This is a genomic window from Gelidibacter sp., assembly GCF_035515035.1.
Lineage (GTDB): Bacteria > Bacteroidota > Bacteroidia > Flavobacteriales > Flavobacteriaceae > Gelidibacter.
Genome location: NZ_DATJCA010000168.1, coordinates 1 through 18,852 on the forward strand (window position 1 = coordinate 1; position 18,852 = coordinate 18,852).

The 18,852-nt window shown below is 36.6% G+C and carries 19 protein-coding genes and 1 pseudogene; 16 read left to right on the forward strand and 4 right to left on the reverse strand.

Features of this window, described 5'->3' with window-relative positions; translation table 11 throughout:
- A pseudogene (locus VLZ86_RS16335) lies at window positions 1–118 on the reverse strand (IS110 family transposase); the annotation flags it as partial.
- Window positions 119–534: 416 nt separating this feature from the next.
- Here VLZ86_RS16335 and VLZ86_RS14140 point away from each other — a divergent pair.
- From VLZ86_RS14140 to VLZ86_RS14160, 5 genes are all read left to right on the forward strand, one after another.
- On the forward strand, window positions 535–774 hold the full coding sequence (locus VLZ86_RS14140) for a PLD nuclease N-terminal domain-containing protein (RefSeq protein ID WP_325452456.1): 240 nt from the start codon (window positions 535–537) through the stop codon (window positions 772–774).
- Between the two features lie 387 nt (window positions 775–1,161).
- Window positions 1,162–1,950 carry a hypothetical protein gene (locus tag VLZ86_RS14145; protein ID WP_325452458.1) on the forward strand — a complete coding sequence of 263 codons (789 nt, stop codon included), beginning with the start codon at window positions 1,162–1,164 and terminating at the stop codon, window positions 1,948–1,950.
- Between the two features lie 245 nt (window positions 1,951–2,195).
- On the forward strand, window positions 2,196–3,683 hold the full coding sequence (locus VLZ86_RS14150) for a M28 family peptidase (protein ID WP_325452460.1): 1,488 nt from the start codon (window positions 2,196–2,198) through the stop codon (window positions 3,681–3,683).
- Window positions 3,684–4,064: 381 nt separating this feature from the next.
- Entirely contained in the window at window positions 4,065–4,976 is a 912-nt protein-coding gene (locus tag VLZ86_RS14155; RefSeq protein WP_325452462.1) for a bile acid:sodium symporter family protein, read from the forward strand.
- Window positions 4,977–5,142: 166 nt separating this feature from the next.
- Window positions 5,143–6,435, forward strand: coding sequence for an erythromycin esterase family protein (locus tag VLZ86_RS14160; RefSeq protein ID WP_325452464.1), 1,293 nt, complete (start codon window positions 5,143–5,145; stop codon window positions 6,433–6,435).
- Window positions 6,436–6,517: 82 nt separating this feature from the next.
- Here VLZ86_RS14160 and VLZ86_RS14165 read toward each other — a convergent pair whose 3' ends face one another.
- A complete protein-coding gene (locus VLZ86_RS14165) occupies window positions 6,518–6,937 on the reverse strand; it encodes a hypothetical protein (RefSeq protein ID WP_325452466.1) in 420 nt (139 codons plus the stop codon).
- A gap of 316 nt (window positions 6,938–7,253) precedes the next feature.
- Between VLZ86_RS14165 and VLZ86_RS14170 the strand changes: the two genes are divergently transcribed.
- Window positions 7,254–7,691, forward strand: coding sequence for a GNAT family N-acetyltransferase (locus VLZ86_RS14170; RefSeq protein WP_325452468.1), 438 nt, complete (start codon window positions 7,254–7,256; stop codon window positions 7,689–7,691).
- A gap of 294 nt (window positions 7,692–7,985) precedes the next feature.
- Here VLZ86_RS14170 and VLZ86_RS14175 read toward each other — a convergent pair whose 3' ends face one another.
- Entirely contained in the window at window positions 7,986–8,909 is a 924-nt protein-coding gene (locus VLZ86_RS14175; protein WP_325452470.1) for a mechanosensitive ion channel family protein, read from the reverse strand.
- A gap of 443 nt (window positions 8,910–9,352) precedes the next feature.
- Here VLZ86_RS14175 and VLZ86_RS14180 point away from each other — a divergent pair, with 443 nt between their 5' ends.
- From VLZ86_RS14180 to VLZ86_RS14225, 10 genes are all read left to right on the forward strand, one after another.
- On the forward strand, window positions 9,353–10,054 hold the full coding sequence (locus VLZ86_RS14180; protein ID WP_325452472.1) for a hypothetical protein: 702 nt from the start codon (window positions 9,353–9,355) through the stop codon (window positions 10,052–10,054).
- Window positions 10,055–10,218: 164 nt separating this feature from the next.
- A complete protein-coding gene (locus tag VLZ86_RS14185; protein WP_325452474.1) occupies window positions 10,219–10,584 on the forward strand; it encodes a hypothetical protein in 366 nt (121 codons plus the stop codon).
- Between the two features lie 52 nt (window positions 10,585–10,636).
- A complete protein-coding gene (locus VLZ86_RS14190) occupies window positions 10,637–11,209 on the forward strand; it encodes a GNAT family N-acetyltransferase (protein ID WP_325452476.1) in 573 nt (190 codons plus the stop codon).
- Window positions 11,210–11,375: 166 nt separating this feature from the next.
- Complete coding sequence (locus VLZ86_RS14195; RefSeq protein ID WP_325452478.1) at window positions 11,376–11,942, forward strand: GNAT family acetyltransferase; 567 nt, start codon at window positions 11,376–11,378, stop codon at window positions 11,940–11,942.
- A 55-nt stretch (window positions 11,943–11,997) separates the two neighbouring features.
- Window positions 11,998–12,786, forward strand: a complete 789-nt coding sequence (locus VLZ86_RS14200; RefSeq protein WP_325452480.1) for a YoaK family protein — start codon at window positions 11,998–12,000, stop codon at window positions 12,784–12,786.
- Window positions 12,787–13,016: 230 nt separating this feature from the next.
- The gene (locus VLZ86_RS14205; protein ID WP_325452482.1) at window positions 13,017–13,349 is read left to right on the forward strand and encodes a metalloregulator ArsR/SmtB family transcription factor; all 333 of its coding nucleotides are present in this window, start codon (window positions 13,017–13,019) and stop codon (window positions 13,347–13,349) included.
- A gap of 39 nt (window positions 13,350–13,388) precedes the next feature.
- Window positions 13,389–14,276, forward strand: a complete 888-nt coding sequence (locus VLZ86_RS14210) for an arsenite methyltransferase (RefSeq protein WP_325452484.1) — start codon at window positions 13,389–13,391, stop codon at window positions 14,274–14,276.
- A gap of 103 nt (window positions 14,277–14,379) precedes the next feature.
- Window positions 14,380–15,159: a HipA family kinase gene (locus VLZ86_RS14215; protein WP_325452486.1), complete on the forward strand. Its 780-nt coding sequence runs from the start codon at window positions 14,380–14,382 to the stop codon at window positions 15,157–15,159.
- On the forward strand, window positions 15,149–15,532 hold the full coding sequence (locus VLZ86_RS14220; protein ID WP_325452488.1) for a DUF3037 domain-containing protein: 384 nt from the start codon (window positions 15,149–15,151) through the stop codon (window positions 15,530–15,532). The genes VLZ86_RS14215 and VLZ86_RS14220 overlap by 11 nt, the downstream gene beginning before the upstream one ends.
- A 164-nt stretch (window positions 15,533–15,696) precedes the next feature.
- Complete coding sequence (locus tag VLZ86_RS14225; protein ID WP_325452490.1) at window positions 15,697–16,806, forward strand: formylglycine-generating enzyme family protein; 1,110 nt, start codon at window positions 15,697–15,699, stop codon at window positions 16,804–16,806.
- A 262-nt stretch (window positions 16,807–17,068) separates the two neighbouring features.
- Here VLZ86_RS14225 and VLZ86_RS14230 read toward each other — a convergent pair whose 3' ends face one another.
- Window positions 17,069–18,481 (reverse strand): glycosyltransferase family 2 protein, encoded by a 1,413-nt coding sequence (locus tag VLZ86_RS14230; RefSeq protein ID WP_325452492.1) that lies wholly within the window; start codon window positions 18,479–18,481, stop codon window positions 17,069–17,071.
- Between the last annotated feature and the right edge of the window lie 371 nt (window positions 18,482–18,852).

The window sequence follows — 18,852 nt, forward strand, 5'->3', positions numbered from 1 at the left end:
AAAAGGAATTAAATCCCTTTTCATCATTCTTGAACTGATCGTGGCCACTATTGCTACCGTGCAAATCAAAGACATCCTTGCTGATGTCAACTCCAAAAGTTTCCCTATATTTATTCATATCAAAACAATTTATGAAAGAACTAACCACTCGGGTCACAACAACTTGAAAATGAGATCTAGGTCTCACACCTGCCCAACAGTTCAGGCGGGGAACTGAACGTGATTGAAGTAGTAAAAGAGCGGGGATTATCAATGTTGCCGAAGTCTAAAAGCTTCACCGAGTATAGTAACCTTATTCCGCTCTTTGGTTCTTTCTGATTAATACTTAAAGTTAACTGATTTATTAAAAATCAAACTTAAGCCGTGTATAATTAATTGCTTTGGCAAGTGCTTATTTGGAAAATTCCTTCGGAATTTTCTCGGGTTCGTTTTTGTTTACTAAATTAGGTGCTTAAACACGCCACTAATCATACACAAACACGTTAGCTTTAATGCTGACAAAAATTACGGATATAAAAAATTAAAACAAAAATTATGAACTATTTTTTAGCGATTGGACCTTGGCAAATAATTCTAATATTAGCCACTGTATTTCTTGGAATTATACCAACGATTATTGCCCTCATTGACATTGTAAGAAACGAATTTTCTGCAAACAATAAAATTGTATGGCTTTTAGTAGTTTTGCTCGGGAACTTTTTAGGAGCTCTTTTATATTTTATTATTGGAAGAAAACAGAAATTATCCAGAACGAATAGCATCAATTTAACTTAAAAAAATTAAGCTGGATTTTTTAGTTTGATTCTAAAATCCAAATACGATTGATAGATCAAAATCTGAATTACACACTCAAACCTGAATAAAACTTTCTGGAATTTAATCAAGTTTGATAAAAAAACAAACAGATATTTATGTTGTTCTGAGTACGACAGAATTTCAAATAAAAAAAGCGGAATTAATAAACAAACAGACTGGAGGACAACGAAAAAAAAGCACTAAAAGCTAACAAAGATGTGTATAAGCAATGGCTAGTCCTCGCCTACTTGGAAAATCCTCAACGCCAAATGCGTTGCAGGACGGTTTTTCCACTGGCAGTTGACCAATTGCAATTTTCCGTGACCAACCTTGCCACAAATCACACACTTAACGCCACTACCAACTATGCAAAAAGCTTTCTTATTATTTTTTATTATCGCTACAAATTTATCTTTTGGGCAGCAATATGGTAGTTTACATATTGAAAAGAGTAAAATTGATAAAAACAATACCATTTACACACTTGGAAAAGAGTTCGTGTTCAGTATTCACATAAGAGATAATAACTCAGATTATTTCCTTAAAAGTAATGAACATGATGATTTTAAACTTACTAAAAACATAGACTCCGTAAAAATTTCTGAAATTCATTTAACAGTTCTCAAACCCAAAATATTTAAGAGATTAATTAGAAATCAGACTCAAATATTATATAGTTATGAACCTAACCCTACTCTTATAGCAACTACAGGTCTCGTAGAAAACGATAAGAATGTGTGGATCCATCCACCAAGAGCGGGGTTTTTCCAATCTTTAGAAACGTGTCCATTTCCTTATGTAAAGTTAAACAAATCTATTGGTTACACTTGGACTGACAGCATGCTTATAAATAATCACTGGTCACATAAAGAATGGGGAGAATGGGAAGATAAATTATTATTGAACTACGAATACGAAATTGTTGGAAAGGAAAACATTGATTCTAAATTAGGAGAAATAGAGTGCTTGATAATTAATGCAGTCGCAAAATCAGCTATTGGAGAATCTACACTTAAAGCTTACTTTTCAGATAAATATGGGTTTATAAAATTAGAATATAAGTTATTTAGCGGAATTGAAATTGATTTGAATCTGGAGAAAGTCATTGATGGTCCGGTATTGAGAGATGGAAAAGAGTTTCTTCAAAACAATTAGAAAAGGAGGTAGCGACGTACAAACGCTATAGCACCAAACTCGTAAGATAGAAACAGCCAACAATATGTTTTAGCTACTTAGAAGATCTTCAACACACAAATACCAAAGAGGTCAGATTTTCCATTCATTTTGTTTTTACTAAATTAGTTGTTTACCGGCTCAACAAAATCTTAGGATTAATACGATAAAAACAGCGGCGGTCAAGGTAAAACAGGAAAAACAATAACTAACATGAAACTAATAAAATGAAAAAACTGGCATTATTACTTGCGCTTGGATGCGTTTTTACCTTAACAGCACAAACCGAAATTGAAAAAGTATCAGAAACCATTAGCAAATCAGAAATTGAAGGTCATATTTATTTTTTGGCTGACGATCTTTTAAAAGGGCGGGAAACAGGTTCTCCTGAACTTAAAATTGCGGCCTCATATCTAGCCAATAGCTTTCGTGGTTATGGTGTAAAACCTAACCCAAAAACAGGAACCTATTATCAAGAGGTAAAACTTAAACGCAAATTTCCTCCAAAGGATGTATCCATAGTAATAAATGGCCAAATATTAACCGATTATGTCATTGTTAATACTGCTGCAATGGTATCAAACCAAGACGCCATATTCTTAAATTATGGTTTAACTGATGATTATAAAGGAAAGGATGTAAAGGGGAAAGTAATTATTGTAAAAGCTGGAAGCCCTGAAACTAACGAAGGGAGAGCTGCCTTTAGATTGCGCCGCACCAAAGAGAAATTAGCCAAAGACCACGGTGTTAACGCTATTATTGAGTTATTAAAAGTTGACGATGGCATGTGGAGCTCTATTGATCACAATTTTAATAGACCCACCCTGAGCGTTGACTTAGAGGAAACCAATACAAGTAGTAATGACGTTATCACCTATGTCTGGGCTTTGGATAAAGAAGGAAAAATGGCCGAACAATTAAGTAAGGCTAAAAAGATCAGTTCTGCCATTTCAATTGGCGAGAAACATGAGGAACAGGTAATTTCCCAAAACGTCATTGGTATGGTTGAAGGCACCGATGCACAGCTTAAGAATGAATTCATTATTTATTCAGCACATTATGATCATGTTGGTATTGGTGAACCTGACGCAACTGGCGATTCCATTTATAACGGCGCTCGAGACAACGCCGTAGGCACAACTACAGTATTGAGCATGGCCAAAAACTTAGCCAAATATCCAACAAAACGCTCAGCATTATTTATTCTCTTTACTGGAGAAGAAAGAGGACTACTAGGAAGCAGTTATTATGTTGAAAACCCCGTATTGCCATTAAACCAAATGGTCTATTGCTTTAACAGTGACAATGCCGGCTATAACGATACTTCAGTGATATCTGTTATCGGACTGACCAGAACGTCTGCCGAAAATAATATTTTTAATGCCGCACAAGCTTTTGGATTAAGAGCAATTGAAGATCCCGCCAAAGAACAAGGCCTATTTGATAGAAGTGATAATGTCAATTTTGCTAAAAAAGGAATTCCTGCGCCTACATTTTCGCTAGGTTTTACATCATTTGATGGAGACGTTACCAAATACTACCATCAACCCGGAGATGAGGCCAATACTTTAGATTATGACTATTTGCTAAAATTCTTTCAAGCTTACGTCCTGGCAGGTCGAAATATAGCTAATGACAACCAAACACCCGTATGGAATGAAGGAGATAAATATGAAGAGGTTTCCAAAACGCTTTATCAAGTAAAGAGCAATTAAAAATTAATCGTATTTCACACTATTGACATCTGATATTTCTATCCTGATGGGCTAAACGCGTGAAAGATTGGATCTGGGATCAGCAAATTTTTCATGATAATTGGCATTTTATTCAAAAATCACGGAGGAAATACTATAAGTTTAAGTTAGAAAAAATATTGGCTTTTTATGACCAAGGGTTGTTTTGTAGAATTGAAAAAACACCAATAAAATTCCCGACATGGCTTATGAAAACCCGACCCTAGTCAAAAGTACTGGAAGTCAGGTTTTTCGCTAATTCATACTATTTTTAGTATGTTAGCTACTTGTGCCCTAATTCTTCTTAAAAATAAACGTTTCCTAAAACACCTATGACCAGATGAATAACTAATGACTCTATCAATGACAGCAGCTGAAATCATAAGCAACATATTTTTACCTTTATCTCTTGCTATTATCATGCTTGGCATGGGAATGACTTTAGTGCTGGCCGATTTCAGTAGAATCCTAAAAAACCCAAAAGCCATTTTAGTTGGTCTTACCAATCAACTTATTTTTTTGCCAATTATTGGTTTTTCATTAGCCATAGCTTTTAACTTACATCCGGTAATGGCGGTTGGTTTAATGATTCTGTCAACTTGTCCCGGAGGGGCAACGAGCAATTTAATAACACAGGTTTGTAGAGGGAACATTGCACTATCAGTGACATTAACTGCCATTTCAAGTATTATTTGTGTTTTTACGATTCCTTTTATTTTATCCTATGCCTTGGACTATTTTGGCACTGAAACTGGTGTCGCAATTAAACTCCCTATATTACATACGATCATTCAAATAATGGGAATCACCATTATTCCAATTTCAATAGGCATGTTCATTCGCAGATTGAAACCAGACTTCGCCAGACGGATGGAAAAACCAATGCGTACGGCATCCACCGTAATTTTTATTATCGTCTTTATTGCCGTGTTGGCTGCAAATTATACAATTCTGGGTAAAGCAATGAGAGAAGTAGGACTGGTTACCTTATTATTAAATATCCTAACTATGGGAGTGGGGTATCTAACGGCTCAATTATTTAAATTGAATTTAAAGAGTGCCATATCCATCACGGTAGAAAGTGGCATACAAAACGGAACCCTGGCCATTGTCATTGCCACCTCAATACTAAACAATTTTGAAATGAGCATTCCAACCGCAGCCTATGCCATATGGATGTTTCTAACTGGTGGAATTCTTATGTGGTTATTTGGAAATAGAGCGGAACTCGAATCCAGAGAAGTAAAGTACAAAGCGGAACCTAGCCGTAAATAACTTAAAATTGGCCTCTACGGCCATATAAACCTTGAAGCATCCATAAGTCTATATTTTTTCAGATGAGCATATGCTTTTTATGGCTATTGAATTGAAAATGAGCCCTCAATTACTTGACAAACACATGAATTATGATTATCTTGATTCTCTTATGAATCAATTACTCATGAACAATTTTTTAGGGTTTATTTTATTATTTGGAACTATGCTTTCTTCTGCACAAAATATAAAACAAAAAGCTATTCCTCTTGAAGGAGACTCGAGTTTGGATAGGCTCATATTGGCAGCTGCCGATAAAGAATTGGTATTGTTGGGAGAGGCCAGTCATGGTACCCACGAATATTACTTATGGCGAGACAAGATAAGCAGAAGGCTAATAGCCGAACAGGGCTTTAATTTTATTGCGGTAGAAGGCGATTTTGCGAGTTTATACCATCTCAATCTTTATATTAAAAACCAGGATGGCGCGGCAAATTCCGCGAAAGAGATTTTGCAAAAGCTTCATAGATGGCCAACTTGGATGTGGTCCAATGAAGAGGTTGTGGCATTGGCTGAATGGCTCCGCAAACATAATGACACATTACCTCAACATAAAAAAGTTGGGTTTTATGGGATGGATGTCTATGACGAATGGAATTCCAAAAAAGAAATTCTAGATTTACTTAAAACAATAGACCAGACGACTTATACTTTTGTAAAAGATCAATACAAGTGTTTTGAACCCCATAAGGGAGATAGCTGGAGCTATGCACATGCCGTAAACGCCGGCAAAGAGGCTTGTACAACGGCTACCAAAAATGTGGTGGAGTATATAAGAACCCATCGAAATAAATTATCAGCTATTTCAGATGACACTTATTTTTATATATTACAAAACGCGACCGTCGTACAGAATGCCGAGGAGTTTTATAGAGAAAGTGTCGCTTCATCAGGCCCTAATTCATGGAATTCCCGAGTCCATCATATGCATGGCACCGTCAATGAGTTATTAAATCTTTACGGTGAGAATTCCAAGGGAATTGTCTGGGCACATAACACCCATATTGGTGATGCGGAGTACACAAGTATGCGTAACGCGGGCCAAAAAAATATTGGACAGCTCATCCGAGAAAGATTGGGGGAGGCAAATGTTTTCTTGATCGGCTTTACAACCTATGAAGGAAAAGTGATGGCAGGCTCCAAATGGGGCGCTCCCATGAAGGAAATGACCATTCCGCCCGCTATTCCCAAAAGTATTGAATACACATTGAATCAATTTGATCACGATCAATTTTACCTGATTTTTGACGATGAGGATCGAAAGGAAGAAAATCTAAAGGCAATTGGTAATAGAGCTGTTGGGGTGGTCTATAATCCGCGGGGAGATAGACGACAATTTGTACCTACCATAATCCCATTGCGTTACGACGCTTTGTTCTTTTTTAAAAATACCAGCGCTGTACGCGTTTTGAAAAAGTAAAACTATTTTGAGCCTTCTTAACTTATTTGGCAATGCAAGAAGCGTGAATATAAATAAACAATAATTCAACTTCGCATTTTCATTACATCCATTTTTTCACCATTGCCCCAACAGCATATCCAAATATCGCATGGGCAACAGTCCAGTAGATCCAAGCCATAATATCGTTTGCTGCAGGTGGCAATTCGGACAACGCCGTAAGAAAAAACAATGCGCCCCCACCTATAGTATACACCAGAATATAAGGCCAAATTGTCTTCTGCAAGTTCCAAGATTTTAATATGTGAAAAAGCGCGACAACACTGACAATACAGGTTAAATAATGAAAAACTTGTCCAAATAGCCAAACCGGTTTCAAATCATTAACTATAGGGATGTAATCAAAATTAAACAGTAACACATAAGCTGTATTACCGGTTAAGACCATCACGATTTTTAATACCAACATCAGCACAAAGCCGGCAATCAGACCAATGGAAGTGAGTTTCAATAGTTGTTTCATACACGCGTCATCTCAAAGGATTGATTTGGGAAAATTGAATTTAGTACCAGATTGTTCAGTTAAAACAATTTTACAAGAACTCGCTTTAGATTGAAATTGTCAAATTCCATAGGCTTCTAAACTACCATTTTAAAGGCTTTAAACTCGGCTTCTGGCATTCAAATTAATTTGAGAGAAACGAAAATACATTATTATGGTTTTAAAAAATAATAAAAGATGATTTTATATGGTCCAAAACTTATTAAATTAGGTCATTAAAATAAACCATCTTTTTTCAAAAAACACCTCCGTTTATATAATCCTCTTAACCCATCCTATGATTAGACGCTATTCACATAAAGATAAAATAAAGGTCATCGATTTGTTTAGACGTAATACGCCAAAGTATTTTGATCCTTCAGAAGAATTCGATCTTGAAAATTATCTTCTTCGTGAATTAGAAGACTATTTTGTCTTCGAGAAAAACTCTGAAATTATCGGGGCTGGAGGTATCAACTACTTTCCAGAAGAAAAACTGGCTCGGATTTCCTGGGATATGATTGAACCTAATTCACAGGGAAAAGGAATCGGACGAGAATTAATACAATACAGAATGAACCTTTTGAGCAAAAACCACGCAGTTGAAATCGTAATGGTCCGTACAAGTCAGCATGCTTATAAGTTTTACGAAAAAGTGGGATTTGAACTGGAAAAAGTGGAAAGGGATTTTTGGGCCAGAAATTTTCACCTCTATCAAATGAAAATGACGAAATAACCATCCTGGAACTCATACATACAACTGAACACAGACCTTGGAAGATCGACACTTAGGCTCGTAAATTTTATCAAGAATGATATAATGCCATCTTCCTCCATTGGTGGATTTGGAAGCCCGTGCAGAATTGATATTATTCAAGGAAAACCTTAGATTTTAGTAATCTGAACTTCAATATTGATTTTCAAAAACACTATGCAAATAAAACCGATACCAATCCACTAAATTATTTTAATGTGCAGCAGATTCCAGGTCAATTTAAGACCGAAAAAACCCTTAAAAATTAACCGATTTTTAACGCAACGCACCTTCGGGGAATTTAACCTTATCAGGCGCTGCATTCAACATTGGTAATGCCGCTCTCAGAATTCGGTTGCGACGCCCGGTAGTGTCTTGTGGTTCCACAGGATAAGAAATCACAGCTTCCATCCATGCATATGTGTTGATCCTAAAATAGACGGCTGGTTCCCATTGCTCATTGTTAAAGGTTTGACGCTGCGGATAACGTTCTTTAAAATCGGCTCTGGCGGCGGCCATAAGACAATCTTCCACAAATTGCAAATCGCTGGTATAGGCTATCTGAATAGCCGTTTCATTCCATATAAATGGAAGTTGTGGCCCTGAGTAATTGATGATTTCTTCTCTTAAAATTAAACTGTTAGGAAATCGAATGACCCGCCCGCTTGAGCGATCATTACCCAAATAATCACCGCTACATTCCAAAATTGAAGTGTCCAGATAACTGATCTCCACCACATCACCACGAAGTCCGTTAATTTGAATCCGATCACCTACCAGATACGAACGACGGAAAATCAAATAAACCCAAGCTATAAATGAGGCAATGGGTGCCTGCAAGGCAAAACCTAAAACCAAAGAAATTAATCCAAAACTAACCGCTGCCGCATAAATATTCTGAAACAAAAAAGCCACAACTACAATAAGATTCAAAACAATGGTAAGAAACCTTATAATTCGCAAGAGGTTATAGCGATTGCCTTCAAGGTAGTTTTGGTTATCGACAATTCTAGAAATAACTTTACTTATGACTAGAATCAATGAAATCAAAAACAAGCTGATGCTCAGCTTTTTGAAAACTGGAATGTATTCTGCCCAGGGTTCAAAAATCTTCAGTTCTAACAAATAGTGCAAAACAATGAACACAAGGGCCATGACCGAATAGATTACAATCCAAGGTTTATCTTTTTGTGTTTTCATATTATATTTTTCTTTGACATGTGAAATTAATACTTCTATTTAAATTAGCAGTGTCTTTGCATTTCTAATTCTATGTTGACTACCCTATAAGATAGTGTCTTTTTGGAAGATAAGATTTTATCAAGGGTTAAAAAAACGCCACATAAAATCAGATGAAAAGAACCCATCCACTCTACATGTATAAAGATGTCAAACGTTTTCTAAGTTGATGTTTCTTAAGTTTACCTGTACATCAAAAACGAAAATTATTCATAACGACAGTTGCAATCAAAAAAAAACACAAAGTCCTTTTGCATTAAATGACGGATCGGTATTTCAAAAGAGTCAAACTTATCCTATATTTGCTTATTGAGATACCTAGTGAAACTTGCTGACCACATGCTATTTATAGGATCAGAGCTTGCACATGGCATTCAAAAAAACTAACCATTAAAACCATAATTATGTCAGATCAAAAAGTATTTGAAGCAAGTCCTGAAAGTAAAGGAAAAGCAAAACAATTGCGACTTTTCGCAATGTTGGCGTGGATCATTGCCATTGCGGGACAGATCTTTGCCATTTTTAAATTAATCCACAACGAAACACTTGTCTGGTTAATTGTTGTTATTGTAGCAATTTTAGCCTTATCCATTACGGGATCTATGCTCTGGAAAAAAGCAAATCGGTTGGATCCTGCATCTGAAAAGGACAAGACACGGTTCTTTGTTCAAAATCAGTTGGGCGCCATCATGGGCGTTTTGGCATTCTTGCCTTTGGTAATTCTCATTTTCATGAACAAAGACGTGGATGGAAAAACTAAAGGAATTGCTGGTGGTATCGCGGTAGTGGCGATGCTCATTGCTGGAATTTCTGGTGTTGACTTCAATCCGCCTTCTATTGAACAGTACACTAAGGAGATCAATGAACAAACCACCACATTAAAAGACCTAAATTTTGATAATGACAATGTCTATTGGACCAGTGCTGGAAATAAATATCATATTTTTGAAGACTGTCAACACATTAAAGGTAGAGAGAGCATATCCAACGGAACTGTAAAAGAATCATGGGAACAGAAAGGCATTTCAGAACTTTGTAAAACCTGCGAAAAAAGAGCGATAAAAAATAAAGGAACTTCTGAGGCAATCAGTATAGACCCTTCGTAAGTTCTGCCCTATTTATCAGTTAAATTAAAGCATATCATACTTTAAGAATCCGTTTTTGATAGCATCGAAAACGGATTTCTTATTGTCAACAAGTCAATTATCCATTGTATAATTAAATTGTTGAGAGCAATAATGTCATAAAACCCGCACCTAAGAAAGTAGTGATGGCAAAAAAATCAGTTCAAACCTATGATTATATCTGTTTTAGCGATTTAGCTTACGAATGTGACTCTAGAGGTTCTAAAGACGTTGAAAAGAAGATAAAACGCCGATTAAAGTATCACCATCTAGCCGCTTATGACCAAGAACGGGTAGAGTATATCAGAGTTTTAAGAGATGATCTGCGCAGAGAAATCTCACTTCAATCACAATCGAAATATTATCATAAGTCAGATTCCAAATATACCGATGTATCCGATTTTAACATTGAGAAAATAATCTTGCATTATTTAGAAACCTACACTAAAATCAACGACTCAGATATGGTTCAAATTATAAAATTTGCCGTGTATATCTATTATATGAGATAGAAAATATCATAAAAATCTATCTCCTACCCCATTAAAACCTCAGCAAAAAACAATGTCCCAAATAAAGATAAGAAAAGCAAAAAGAGAAGATTCAGCAGCCATTGCCACATATCTATTGTTGGCCATGGAAGATATTGTATGTGAGTTTATCGGTCAAAAGGATGCAAATAAAGCGAAAGACTTTTTGATCCATTTCATCCAACAGGAGCACAATCAATATTCTTATCAAAACTGCTTTGTAGCGGAAGACAACCATCATATCATTGCTGCCGTCAACATTTACGACGGATCACGATTAAAAGAGCTGAGAGTTCCCATTAGTCTGTATATAGAAGAAAACTTTAAAACGGAGTTTAATCCAGAAGATGAAACCAAACCCGGAGAATTTTATATAGACTCCTTAGGCGTAAATCCTAACCAACAAGGAAAAGGCATTGGCGCAACCATATTGGAATTTTTGATCAATTATTATGTCACCCAAAAAGGACATACTATTGGGCTATTGGTAGATGAAGAAAACCCAGGGGCGAAAAAATTATATCTAAAACTGGGCTTTAAACCAGTTGGGCAAAAAATATTGGTAGGAAAGCGCATGCAGCACCTTCAAATAAAGCCAGAACCCTAACCTTTTCAAAGTTAAATGGCCAGAATTACTGTAACTTTTAAATTATATCAAAATCGTCTAAATAGTTAACACCTGCGATTAACCATCCACATTTATTTGCTAAATTAGCGGCTCCAATTAGTTGGCTATCTCATCCAAATATTGGTGGTCATAAAGTCTCTTCCCCATGATAAAAACACGAATCGGACATAAGAGTGACATCCCCGGCATTCTCTCACTTCAGGAAAAATATCTATATAAAAATTTAAATGCTCTTGAACGTCAAAAGGGATTCGTGACCACGCCTTTTACAAGAAGTCAAATTGAAGACATCATTAAACAAAACGGCCTATTTGTTGCGGAGAACGCGAACGATACTATTGTAGCCTACGCCTTTGCTGGAAGCTGGAAATATTTTGAACAATGGGAAATTTTTAATTTTATGGTGTCCCGTTTTCCGAAATTGTCCTTTCATGGCACTCCAATAACGACCACAAATAGTTTTCAATATGGCCCGGTGTGTATTGATGAAAAACATAGAGGAAAGGGGCTTTTAAACCAACTTTTTGAAGAAATGAGAATTGAATTCTTAAAAAAATATCCCCTTTCAATTACCTTCATAAATAAAATCAACGTCATTTCTGAAAAGGCACACACCAGAAAATTGGGCTGGGAGAAAATAGATGAATTCAAATTTAACAACAATACTTATATTGGGTTGGTATTCGATATGAACAAATCAGTATTGAAATAATCATGTTTCGATATAAAACCGTAAGTTATAAGTTAACCAAATCATAGAACTCTGAATGTTTAAACATCAAGGAAAAAAGAGAACAGTACAGCACAATCTTCGGATTGCTATCGTCCTGTCCTTTGTTGCCGGAATTGTAAACGTTTCAGGTATTTTGGCATTCAACGAATTGACCACAAACGTGACAGGGCATTTTGCACTTTTTATTAGAGATGTGGCAGATTTCAAATTTTGGAAGGGAACTATTTATTTCCTTTATATATTTTCTTTCCTTTTTGGTTCCTTTTCATCAAACATTCTCATTGAAAATTTTAAAGAAAACAAAAAATTAAATGTTTTTGTGATACCAACGCTTATCGAATGTATGATCTTATCTGGAGTCGCCATCATGAGCAATACCTCACAATTCAATGCAGAGGTTATGGTGTGCTTGTTGCTATTCGCCATGGGATTACAGAACTCGTTCGTCACCAAACTTTCAAATGCTGTTGTGAGAACCACGCATCTTACAGGATTGTTCACGGATTTGGGTATTGAGCTTTCACAGTTGTTTTTTCCAAAAACCCACCCCAACAGAAAAGAAATAAAATCGACCATAAAACTCCGATTGTACATTATTGCCTTCTTCTTCCTTGGTGGATTGTCTGCAGGATTTTTTTACTCAACACTAGAATTGAAATTAAACACCCTATTTCTAGGGGTGGCCATTTTAATCATGAGTCTCTTTTATGACGATATGAGATTGAAGTATATTAAAGTAAAACGACGCCAAAGACGATTGCGAAACTATTCAAACAAATTACGGAAGCGCGCTAAACTCAAATCTTATAGTCAAAATCCCTGATTTTTCAACTCCTCAATTCCATCAACATTGATGCTCCTTTAGTGACATTTGTAACCCTCTTTGACCATTACGATAAAAATAACCTATTAACTTTTAGAATTTTGACAGTACAATTGATACTGGTTAGTTAATTGGAGCAATTCTTTCACGAATTTGAAAAATAAATAAAAAACATCTTTGATAAGAAATGCATTCATCGTAATATTGCAATGAAGTAATTTAATGAAATTATGGGCATCTCCAAAACGGAAATATTTACCGAACAGCAAAACGAAATTGCACTTTTTGCCAAAGCCTTCGGTCATCCTGCACGCGTGGCAATTTTACAACATCTGTTCAAAATTGACACTTGCGTTTGCGGCGATCTGGTCAATGAAATTGGTCTCGCACAACCTACTATTTCACAACATCTTAAAGAGTTGAAAAGTTTGGGTTTAATTAAGGGAAGTGTTGATGGCACTCGGGTTTGCTACTGTATCGACCCTAAAAATTGGACTAAAATGAAGCGCATTATGTGCGGATTTTTAGATCAAGATATTTCTATAAAGGAAGAATGCTGCTAAAATTACTGATTATATAATCATTATAAAAAATTCGTTACCATGAAAAAGGAACAAGAATTAAAAGACCTCGTCAAAGAACGTTATACGCGAATTGCCGAGCAAGGAAAAGCGGAAAATGCAGCCTCATGTTGTGGCGCAACCACACCTTCCAACAAGATTTATAACATTATGATGGACGACTATTCTGATACTGACGGCTACAACGAAGCAGCCGATTTAGGTTTAGGATGTGGCCTTCCAACACAATTTGCAAAAATCAAAAAAGGTGATACCGTTGTGGATTTAGGATCGGGAGCTGGAAACGACTGTTTTGTTGCGCGACATGAAACTGGAGCCGAAGGGAAAGTAATAGGTATTGATTTCACCCCAATCATGATTGAGAAAGCACGTATCAATGCTGAAAAATTAGGCTATAATAACGTGGAGTTTAGAGAAGGCGATATTGATGCCATGCCCATCAGCGACAATGTTGCCGATGTAATTGTCAGCAATTGTGTACTCAACCTCGTGCCAGACAAGAAAAAAGTGATTGAAGAAATCCATAGGGTTTTAAAACCAGGAGGGCACTTTAGCATTTCAGATATTGTCTTGGTAGGCAACCTCCCTGATGCATTAAAAGAAGATGCTGAAATGTATGCAGGATGTGTTGCGGGCGCCATTCAAAAATCAGAATACCTGCAATTGATCACAGACAGAGGTTTTCAAAATGTCACCATCCAAAAAGAAAAACCGATAACGATTCCTGATGATATCCTTTCGAAATATCTTTCAACGGATGAAATAAATAACTTTAATATGGATGCTACCGGAATTTTCAGTATTACGGTGTATGCCGAAAAAAAAGGCACAGCTTCCGAAAAGCCGAAATTGATACTCTCTGAAATTTCACAGGGTCTATCTTGCTCACCGGAAACGGGCTGCTGCTAATTTAAAACTAACAAATTGCTTGGGTGCCTAAAAATCATGTCTGATCTTAATTATGTGTTTTTTTGATACCTGAGCAATTTTCTTTTTTACTACCTTCGTTTCTATGAATACACTTGATATTCGCACCGTTGATGTGGTGCAATATGTTAGCCCTTTACGCGAAGGCGGCTCACTTCCAGCCATTGTAAAAGCCAGTGATGGATTTATGTACGTGCTTAAATTTCGTGGCGCCGGACAGGGCAAAAAAGCACTTATTGCCGAATTTATTGGTGGAGAATTGGCACGAGCCATTGGCTTAAAAGTTCCGGAAGTGGTTTTTATGAACCTCGACGATTCCTTTAGCAAAACCGAACCTGACGAAGAAATACAGGATTTATTGAAGTTTAGTGTTGGTCTTAATCTTGGGCTGCACTTTTTATCAGGAGCCATTACCTTTGACCCCTTGGTAAATCAAGTTGATGGCGTACTTGCGTCAAAACTGGTATTATTGGACAGTATCATCAGTAATATTGATCGGACGCCAAAAAACCCAAACCTACTGATTTGGAACAAAGAACTCTGGATAATTGATAATGGTGCCAGTTTTTATTTCCATCATAACTGGCCCACTTGGGAAAATCATCTCACCCGGTCCTTTCCACTCATTAAGGATCATGTGTTATTAGCGCAGGCCACACAATTACCTGCGGCAGCAAAGAGTATTGAATTGTCACTTCTTCCTGAAAAAATTGTTGACATTATTGCAAGCATTCCAGAAGATTGGTTGATGCATGAAGGCGACACTCTGTCACCAGATGAGATGCGAGCTGCTTATATTCTTTATCTGACCACAAAACTTTCTATGATTGATGTATTAGCAAAAGAAGCTCAAGATGCAAGATAAAGTGACTTATGAATATGCCATTATCAGGATTGTTCCTAAAGTAGAACGTGGAGAATTCTTTAACGTTGGCGTGCTTCTTTTTTCTAAACGAAAAAACTTTTTGGGGGTCAAATATAAAATCGACAAAAAGAAATTGGAAGCGTTTTCGGAGGATCTGGATATCACTATGTTGTACGATTACTTAAAAGCTTGGGAAGAGGTCTGTAAAGGGAATCCGAAAGGAGGCACCATTGGAGAATTTGAAGTATCAGACAGATTCCGATGGTTGGCAGCTTCAAGAAGCACCATCATTCAAAGTTCTAAAACACATTCTGGATTGTGTGCAGATCCACAAGAGGAGTTGGAACTTTTATTTAAAGCATTCGTTTTATAAAATCATAGGCCTGACTTCTAACACTGCCTATAATTTGTACGGAGCAAGAACCACATCAATTCACTACAGAAACTAATTTATTTAAGTAAATTTACAGTTGTAAATTCTGGAATTTGTTCTTATACGCTCAATGCAAAACGTTTTCCCTTAATAAAATCATGTTTATGTCAAACCATACATATAAAAACCTGTTATTTTTGGTTGTTATACTCTACGCTTTTATGGGCTGCAAGAATCCTTCGGCCGAAAAAAAATCAACTCTTGTTGAACCTCCAAAACATATTTTGCTAAAAGAACAACCTAAAGACGTTCCAACACCTGATGGGATGGTTTGGGTGGAAGGAAAAACTTTTGTACAAGGTGCCAAACAAGGTGATCAGTTTGCCATGTCAAGAGAAAAACCAGCCCATGAAGTTACGGTAGATGGTTTTTTTATTGATGCAACAGAAGTCACGAATAAACAATTTAGAGCATTTGTGGAGGCCACCAATTATATAACTGTAGCAGAACGCCCAATTGATTGGGAGGTCATGAAAAAAGATGTACCAGAAGGCACCCCTAAACCAGCCGATAGCGCTCTCCAACCTGGAAGTTTGATTTTTAATAAAGACTTGAATGTTGTGGCTGATATGAACAATTATACACAATGGTGGATCTGGAAAACTGGCGCCAGTTGGAAACATCCTGAAGGTCCAGAGAGTACCATTGAGGGCAAAGATGATTATCCTGTAGTCCATATGGCTTATGAAGATGCTATTGCTTATTGCAAATGGGCCAATAGACGACTACCTACTGAGGCCGAATGGGAATCTGCAGCACAAGGAAATGACACAAATGGCATCTATACATGGGGCAATGACGCTTCGCAATTAAACGCCTCGGCAAACACGTGGCAAGGCACCTTTCCTGTCAAGAATGAAAGTACGGACGGGTTTCCACTTATTGCACCAGTTAAATCATATCCTCCAAATAGCATTGGACTTTATGATATGCTGGGAAACGTTTGGGAATTAACTAACGATTGGTTTAATGTAGATTATTATAGACATTTGGACACTTCAAAACCCTTGATCAATCCGAAAGGTGCAGACCACACTTACACTCCTGGAAATCCCTATGCCAAAGAGCACGTGATAAAGGGCGGTTCCTTTTTATGCCATGCCTCTTATTGTGCGAGTTTCAGGATTTCCGCACGGATGGGCACCAGTTGGGATTCTGGCTCTGACCATTCTGGATTTAGAACGGTGGCGACGGTGGAAATGTTGAGGGAATAGTATTCAGAACTCTTCGTTATTCGTTATTCAATATTCAATATTCAATATCCAAAATCAGCATTCGAAATCATTAATCGTTAATCGTTAATCGTTATTCAAAATCCACCTTCTTCAATCGTTAATCCTTAACTCACACCTAACGAACTAAACTTTCGGGCGAGACGTTAATCTCAATCAACACATTAAATAAGTAGAGGATCGCAACTTACCTTCATAAGCCACAATCCTCTACCATATTTTTTAATCTTCCGAAGAAGTCCTTTTATTTCTTTTCTGATAATTCACGCGTCAACCATCCTCTTCTACTTGCGGTGGCAATAGCATATGGGGTAATCCAAAACAAGCCGAAGGTGTAAAGTACACTGTAAGAATAGGCCCAAAAAGATTCTGATAGCTTATAACGTTTTGCGTAAAACAATACCGGGAAACTCGATAGAATTAAGATACTGAAAAACGTAGAACTTATGAAAAGGATTGGGTGCATCACGATGAAAAATAACATAAACACTAAGAATGGATAGCTCATGATTATTTTTGACGATTGGCTGATAAATAACAGGCGCGTTCCCAATTTTGAACCTTCTCTAAAATTCGTGAATACATATTTTGACATTTGTATATTTTCACGAACGTTACTTCTCCCCCATCTGATAAACATTTTATAAAGACCTTTGTACTGTTCAGGCACATTTGTATAGCAATAAGCATTTCTTTGAAAAAGCACATGCTTACCTTGTTTTAATATCATATTGGTCATGGCACGGTCTTCTCCAATGTCTGAAGGTTGTCCCATGAATGTTTGATTGATCCAATCTTCAAGACAAGCAAACACTGCCGATCTACGGTATGCTGCTAAAGCTCCGGGTGTACAAAGTACAGAGTTTAAACTACTTTCTGCAGAACGCACAAATTCAAAACTCAATACAAAACTTACATTAAGCATTTTAGGCAATAACGCTTTCTCATTGTTAAGCACACGGATATTCCCAGCCACTGCACCACATTTTTCATTGACTACGAATGGACTTACCAAATTTCTTAAAGTATCAGGCTTCACAACGGAATCACTATCAACAGTTACAAAAACCTCACCTTTTCCTAAATGAAAACCTCGGTATAGTGCGTGACGTTTTCCTTTATTTTGTGGTTGTTGGAAAATTGATAAACGATCTCCAAGCTTCTTTTTAGCTTGTTGCATCCAATACCAAGTATCGTCTTTACTTCCATCATCAATTGCCAATATTTCCAGTTTACCTTCTGGATATTCGCTATCTGCCAAACTCATTAAGGTATCCCAAACTTGTTTGCCTTCATTATACGCCGGTACAATAACGGTACAAGTTGGCAACTCTTCATTGGTAACAGATTTTACTGGCTTGTATTTAAAATAAAGAAAGAGGTTGTAGATGAAGAAAGCCGCTTTAAAAACGAAGAGTCCAGTAGCTACAACCAAAAATATAAGACCAAAAGTGTTGCTCATTCGATCTTCCCTAAACTGTTGGAAGTCATTCTGAAGTTCAAATACCAAAAATCCAGAACCAATCATGAGTATAAACGTAGTCACTAATACCACTACGCCCCATGGATTGATGGATTTTACTGGAGATAAACTATTAAAAAAGGACTCTTTTTTATCAGCTCTTTGAGTTTTGTTCTCGTCTCTTGTGATCTTCATTTGATCAGAATTTGTCATTTTTGTGTTCATAGATAATAATCCCGAATTGTTGTTTGTTTTAATGATTCGATTTCATCTTAGTGTTAGCAACACTTGTGCCATCACAAAATTCGTTGCTTTTAGAGGCTTATATCGCATTTTAAGCAACAAAAAGTGTGTAAGATTTACACGTATTAGGGAATATTACACAGGTTTTACACAGTTGAAAAGTGTATAAAGTTATAGCAATTCATAAAAGTGCCAGGAAAGAAGATACAATACCAGATGCTTCAAGCCCTTTAAATCAAAAAACCTTCCCAATTTCAACTGAAACAGGAAGGTCATTTATATTGATGTATCAAATCGCCACGCCATTAAAGCAGTGGATTAAG